The organism is Chroococcidiopsis sp. [FACHB-1243] (assembly GCF_014696895.1).
Lineage (GTDB): Bacteria > Cyanobacteriota > Cyanobacteriia > Cyanobacteriales > Chroococcidiopsidaceae > Chroococcidiopsis.
In genome coordinates, this window is record NZ_JACJQX010000057.1 from 23,522 (window position 1) to 29,521 (window position 6,000).

The 6,000-nt window shown below is 45.3% G+C and carries 7 protein-coding genes; 6 read left to right on the plus strand and 1 reads right to left on the minus strand.

The genetic code is table 11. The annotated features are described in order from the left end of the window. Nucleotides 1–260 precede the first annotated feature (260 nt). The 6 genes from H6G17_RS28410 to H6G17_RS28440 all read left to right on the plus strand — a co-directional run bounded on the left by H6G17_RS28410 (nucleotide 261) and on the right by H6G17_RS28440 (nucleotide 5,343). Nucleotides 261–572, plus strand: coding sequence for a hypothetical protein (locus tag H6G17_RS28410; protein WP_199317065.1), 312 nt, complete (start codon nucleotides 261–263; stop codon nucleotides 570–572). Nucleotides 573–949: 377 nt separating this feature from the next. Next, entirely contained in the window at nucleotides 950–2,806 is a 1,857-nt protein-coding gene (gene ftsH4, locus H6G17_RS28415; RefSeq protein ID WP_192161905.1) for an ATP-dependent zinc metalloprotease FtsH4, read from the plus strand. Nucleotides 2,807–3,181: 375 nt separating this feature from the next. Continuing rightward, entirely contained in the window at nucleotides 3,182–4,024 is an 843-nt protein-coding gene (locus H6G17_RS28425; RefSeq protein ID WP_192161906.1) for a fatty acid desaturase, read from the plus strand. A gap of 393 nt (nucleotides 4,025–4,417) precedes the next feature. Continuing rightward, complete coding sequence (locus H6G17_RS28430; RefSeq protein ID WP_192161907.1) at nucleotides 4,418–4,714, plus strand: RNA-binding protein; 297 nt, start codon at nucleotides 4,418–4,420, stop codon at nucleotides 4,712–4,714. Between the two features lie 130 nt (nucleotides 4,715–4,844). Continuing rightward, the gene (rpsU, locus tag H6G17_RS28435; protein ID WP_192161908.1) at nucleotides 4,845–5,033 is read left to right on the plus strand and encodes a 30S ribosomal protein S21; all 189 of its coding nucleotides are present in this window, start codon (nucleotides 4,845–4,847) and stop codon (nucleotides 5,031–5,033) included. 103 nt (nucleotides 5,034–5,136) lie between these two features. Then, a complete protein-coding gene (locus H6G17_RS28440; RefSeq protein WP_192161909.1) occupies nucleotides 5,137–5,343 on the plus strand; it encodes a hypothetical protein in 207 nt (68 codons plus the stop codon). Between the two features lie 97 nt (nucleotides 5,344–5,440). Here the strand turns inward: H6G17_RS28440 and trxA are convergent, their stop codons facing one another. Next, complete coding sequence (gene trxA / locus H6G17_RS28445; RefSeq protein ID WP_192161910.1) at nucleotides 5,441–5,764, minus strand: thioredoxin; 324 nt, start codon at nucleotides 5,762–5,764, stop codon at nucleotides 5,441–5,443. Between the last annotated feature and the right edge of the window lie 236 nt (nucleotides 5,765–6,000).

The following is a 6,000-nucleotide window of genomic DNA, read 5'->3' on the forward strand; positions in this document are numbered from 1 at the left end:
CTCATCCACCTCCAAAGGATGATTTTGTAGTAAAAAACATAATATAGATAAATATCTCAATCGCGATTTCTAGAAGTAAATGTAAAAATTCAACGTCGAGTTTCCCGACCGATTGTATCGATCTTTACAACTTAACTTCAAAATGGGTAATTTTGATACAAGCATTTTTCAACCAGATGGTTCTCTAGAAAGATGTAGTTATTCTTAAATATTTGAAACTATAGCAATATATACAGTCATCGAGACACAACTAAAAAGTTATGCGATCGCCAGACAACCAAAAAACGAAAACCAATCTCCCTGACTCACCCCAGAATGTAACCTCTGATACAGATAACCGCGAAACTGCCCGCATAGATCCGGCATCAACAACCCCGCCTCCTTTATCAAACGACACAACTTCCCACATCAATCCGGCATCGAAATCTGAGCCGATAACGCAGGTACAAGCGGATAACGTGTTGACTCGCGAGCAACTGCCCGATCCAAGGCTTCGCATTACTCTCACTGTAGTGACTCTGGCAATTCTCTTATTTTTTGCCGCTCTCTACTTCGGTATTATTAACCCTTAGTTCAACTCAAGAATATTGATACCGAGAATAAGGCGAGGGCAGAAGGCTACACTTTATGGAGCCAAAATAACCCACTTAAGAACCGCGTCAAAGACAGAGCAATGACATGACTCGTCGGCGCTTCAATGGAGAGCAAATTTTATGCCTGAAGTAATTTGCTCAAGGGAAAACCTTTGCATACCCTCAAAGAGCTAATTTACGTGAGTGTAGTGACAAAATTTGATGGCGCTTGGGGTCAAGAACATCCAACCATCTAGACACCAAAGGGTTAACTCAGTTCGTCCAAATCAAAAATAGGTACGCGGATTGACAGCTAAATATGTTTTGCTGTTTTCCACACCTACTAAATAAAGCTCTTTAAATAATCAGCGATCGCAATGCCAATTAAACAACAACCTACTCCACCTCGTTCCCGTCAAATCGGCAGCATTTTGCTCGCATTGGCAGGCGTGTTCCTAATTGCAAATTTGATTTTGCCTAGTTTCTTCGGTCCTCAAATTCCTGCTGTCCCCTATAGTCTGTTTATCCATCAAGTAGAGACAGGGGAAGTCGATCGCGCTCAAATTGGTCAAAATCAAATTCGATTTCAGTTGAAAACTGCCGACGACCAAGTTGGACCCGTATTTTCAACGACACCCATCTTCGATTTGGGATTGCCCAAGTTGCTAGAAGAGAAAGGCGTTGAGTTTGCCGCTGCCCCGCCGCCCAAGGATGGCTGGATCGGTAATCTTTTAGGCTGGGTAATTCCACCCCTGATTTTTGTGGCAATTTGGCAGTTTTTCATCAGACGAGGTGGCGGCGGACCCCAAGGTGTACTCTCAATTGGTAAGAGCAAAGCCAAAGTTTATGTAGAGGGAGAATCTGACAAAACAACTTTTGCCAATGTAGCTGGGGTAGAAGAAGCCAAAACTGAATTGGTTGAGATTGTAGAATTCCTCAAGTCTCCAGGGCGCTATACCCAAATTGGAGCGCGGATTCCCAAGGGGGTGCTGTTAGTGGGTCCGCCTGGGACTGGTAAAACGCTGCTGGCGAAAGCGGTAGCAGGGGAAGCAGGAGTGCCGTTCTTCAGTATCTCTGGCTCTGAGTTTGTGGAACTGTTTGTTGGTGTTGGTTCCTCGCGGGTGCGCGATCTGTTTGAGCAGGCGAAGAAACAAGCTCCTTGCATTGTATTTATTGATGAATTAGATGCGATCGGCAAGTCTCGCAGCAGTGGTGGGTTCTATGGTGGCAATGACGAGCGGGAACAGACGCTCAACCAGTTGCTAGCAGAAATGGATGGGTTTGCGGTTGGCGATGCCACCGTGATTGTCCTAGCAGCAACTAATCGTCCAGAAGTCTTAGACCCTGCCCTCTTGCGTCCTGGTCGATTTGACCGTCAAGTTTTGGTCGATCGCCCTGAGCTATCGGGACGAGAAGCAATTCTCAAAATCCACGCTCAGAAGGTGAAGCTAGGTGAGGATGTAAATCTTTTGGCGATCGCGACTCGCACCCCTGGTTTTGCTGGGGCAGACTTGGCAAACCTAGTGAATGAAGCGGCTCTATTAGCAGCCCGCAATCAACGAGAAACGGTGGCACAGGCAGACTTTACCGAAGCGATCGAGCGGGTAGTAGCTGGTCTGGAAAAGAAAAGCCGCGTTCTCAACGACAAAGAAAAGAAGATTGTGGCTTACCACGAAGTCGGTCATGCTCTAGTTGGTTCTCTGATGCCAGGGGGCGGTCGGGTCGAAAAAATCTCGATTGTCTCCCGTGGGATGGCGGCGCTGGGTTATACATTGCAACTGCCAACGGAAGATCGATTCTTAATGGACGAAGCAGAACTTCGAGGTCAGATTGCTACTTTGCTCGGTGGGCGATCGGCAGAAGAGATTGTGTTTGGTAGCATTACCACTGGGGCATCCAACGATTTGCAACGGGCGACCGATCTAGCAGAGCGGATGGTAACGACCTACGGGATGAGCAAAACTTTAGGACCGCAGGCTTACCAACAGGGACAGCAAGCTATGTTCTTGGGCGATGGTGCAGCCAATCCCCGCCGCACTATGAGCGAGGAAACGGCACGGGAAATCGATCGCGAGGTGAAAGAAATTGTGGAAACAGCTCATCATCAAGCCTTGGATACGCTCAAGCACAACCGAGACTTACTAGAGGCGATCGCGACTCAACTTTTGGATACAGAAGCGATCGAGGGTGAGAAACTACATAGTTTACTGAGTCAGGTTCGAGCTGCAACCTAATGCAGTAGTTGTCACACCAAGGTAGCCATACTACGGGCTTCAGGACGCAGTTCTTTACCGGAGATTTCTAGCTCCTTGGTGTAAACCGAATTTAGTCAGATATTTAGAAATCGTTAACTCTGGCTGATGCAAACCCGATCGAAGCGTGCCTGATGAGTGCAGACTTGGTTGATGCAGATTTGAGTGGGGCAAACTTTGCTGTAGTTATCGCCACGCTCAACAGCTTGAAGTTGTGAAGATAGTTGGTATTCGACTTAACCTTTCAGTACTTTGTATTTCTCTACTTTAGCAGTACGGCTACTTCAAACTCTAGGCGGACACGAGTGACAAAATCCTTGGCTAGGATGAGAAGTACAAGTCATAAGTAAGGTTTTCATGACGACGAATATGGTTGAGACTGACCGCGAGAACGGTCAGCCGCTCGTATTGAATTGGACGAGCATAACGTTTTTTGCGGCAGTTCATGCTATAGCTTTGCTAGCACCCTGGTTTTTCTCCTGGTCGGCGCTGGGAGTAGCAATCTTCCTTCACTGGTTATTTGGCAGTATTGGCATTTGCTTGGGGTATCATCGATTACTGACTCATCGTAGTCTGCAAGTGCCGAAGGGGTTAGAATATGCGATCGCCCCGATCGGTGCGCTAGCGTTGCAAGGTGGCCCGCTGTTTTGGGTGGCGGGGCATCGCAGACATCACACGTACACCGAAGACATTGACAAAGATCCCTACTCTGCAAAACGGGGTTTTTGGTGGAGCCACATGGGTTGGCTACTGTACAAACGTCCAGAGTTTTTTGAGTACGAGTCTAACCGAAAATTTGCACCGGATTTAGCAAAAGATGCGTTTTACCGTTGGCTCGATCGCTATTATCTACTGCTGCAAATCCCCCTCGGAGTCGGGCTATACCTGCTTGGAGGTTGGTCATTCGTTATCTATGGACTATTCCTCAGAGCAGTCTTACTCTGGCACAGTACTTGGCTGATCAACTCTGCAAGTCACATCACTGGCTACCGCAGCCATGACTGTGATGATAATTCTCGTAACCTTTGGTGGGCAGCAATTCTTACCTATGGGGAGGGATGGCACAACAACCATCATGCCTATCCCAACGTGGCAAAAGCGGGTTGGAAGTGGTGGGAAATCGACCCGACCTGGTGGACAATTCTGATCCTGAAGCAAATGAGGTTAGCTCGAAAAATTGTCCTACCACCGACAGTCTAATAACTCGCGCTCGAAACTTGGCTTGTTGAAGAGGCTAGTGCTGTTCTTCAAGCCTTACGTTGTTCCCGACAGGAAATTTTGAATTTGTTGCTAAAGTCGCCATGATAAATTTCCTCCTCTATTGAATATTTCAACAACTAGTCTCGATCGCACTTAATCAAAATTATGTATCTTTCGGCTAGATTTCAACTAGATAAATAAAGAGCAAAGTTCCACAAAACGAACGCCAAAGGCTTTTGAGTGAAAAGCATCTCGCTTTGGGCAAAAACTCAACAGTGTGTTAGTATAAATAGGTGAGAATAAAATTCGTTTGGTCAGATTGATTGTTTTTAAAACTAACAAACTTCCCTCCGAAATCTCAATCTCTACACCTTTTGATTTTGGAGACAATGTATGTCAATTTATGTAGGTAACTTATCATATGAGGTTACGCAAGAAGACCTGAATGCTGCTTTTGCAGAGTATGGTTCTGTCAAGCGGGTGCAACTGCCTACCGATCGCGAAACAGGTCGGATGCGTGGCTTTGCTTTTGTAGAAATGAATACAGATACCGAAGAAACAGCAGCCATTGATGCCCTCGATGGTGCTGAATGGATGGGGCGTAACCTGAAGGTGAATAAAGCGAAGCCCAAAGAAGACAGAGGTTCATTCGGTGGCAATCGGAGAGATAATTTCTCTAGTCGCTACTAAGCTTCGAGACAAATAATTTAACTCTAAGGTTTAAGGGTAGATCGGGAGTCTACCCTTTTTTATTAGCAACTCGATCTCAGGATAAATTGCTCAAATTCTATCCTAAGTTAAATAATTGGGAGGAGAGTAGATGGCACAAATTACTCTAGGTGAAAATGAAGGCATTGAGTCAGCCTTGCGTCGATTTAAGCGAGAAGTTTCTAAAGCAGGAATTTTTCTAGATATCAAGAAACATCGTCACTTTGAAACGCCAATTGAAAAACATAAGCGGAAGGAACTCGCTAAGCATAAGCAGCGTAAAAGACGTTCCCGCTACTAAGCTAATCGTCTGAAATTTCAGTTTTTACAGATTGAAATGGCATCATTTTTGTCATATAACCGAAATTTAGCCAACGTTAGGAAAACCCTAACAGAGCAAAGCAATGAAAATTCAAGCATTGGATATTCAAATTGGCGATCGCATTATTGCTTACTGTAATAACAAGAGACAAGCCTGTACTGTCAAGCAGATACTAGTTTCCGAACAAGGTAGTATCGCATTGACAGTATGTCCTTCCACCAATTATCGAATTTCACTCTCACGAGTGATTCGATTTCACCGAGATGCTTCGATCGATTTAGCAAGCTGAAGCTATGCTTTAGAACCAGAGCAGGCACTCTTTATTATTTCTCAAGCAGCTAATTTCACCTGCCCTAATTGCCAGACTAGTACACTTAACAATGTCATTAAGTCAAATACTTAGCCAAAGCGCTGCTGAATTCTTCGTAGGGTTTAGCACCAACTATTGTTTCTACTAACTCGCCTTGCTTGAAGAGCATGACAGCAGGAATACTGCGAATACCAAATCGTTTGGCAATAGGTTGGTTGGTATCTAAATCTAGCTTTAAGACCTTAGCACGGTCGCTATACTCTTGTGCCAGTTGGTCTATCAAGGGAGCAATGAGTTTGCAGGGTCCACACCAAGTAGCCGTGCAGTCTACTACAAACACTGGCTCAGTTTCTAGTAGCGCATTAAACTCGGTTTCGTCTTGGATATAAGCAGCAGCCATAAAGTCTCCTGGAAAGGTAGCATTATCCCATGAAAATGCTGCCGAAAACGAGTTACGGTAGTCTTGAAAAGAATGAGTTGCAATAGAGATAAGAACTAGCTGTAATTTGAGCGAATTCTATTCGCCCAGGCAGGAGTGCAAGATCTGAGCCTCTAACTAGCGCGACGACGCGCCAGCAAAAGATAAAAGAAACAAAGTCCCAGAATGTTTTCAAGCCAATAAATCTTACACTTGAG

Bases quoted from the DNA above. Each gene is read 5' to 3' on its own strand.
- H6G17_RS28410 (WP_199317065.1), top strand. From the start codon at position 261: ATGCGATCGCCAGACAACCAAAAAACGAAAACCAATCTCCCTGACTCA.
- ftsH4 (WP_192161905.1), top strand. From the start codon at position 950: ATGCCAATTAAACAACAACCTACTCCACCTCGTTCCCGTCAAATCGGC.
- H6G17_RS28425 (WP_192161906.1), top strand. From the start codon at position 3,182: ATGACGACGAATATGGTTGAGACTGACCGCGAGAACGGTCAGCCGCTC.
- H6G17_RS28430 (WP_192161907.1), top strand. From the start codon at position 4,418: ATGTCAATTTATGTAGGTAACTTATCATATGAGGTTACGCAAGAAGAC.
- rpsU (WP_192161908.1), top strand. From the start codon at position 4,845: ATGGCACAAATTACTCTAGGTGAAAATGAAGGCATTGAGTCAGCCTTG.
- H6G17_RS28440 (WP_192161909.1), top strand. From the start codon at position 5,137: ATGAAAATTCAAGCATTGGATATTCAAATTGGCGATCGCATTATTGCT.
- trxA (WP_192161910.1), bottom strand. From the start codon at position 5,764: ATGGCTGCTGCTTATATCCAAGACGAAACCGAGTTTAATGCGCTACTA.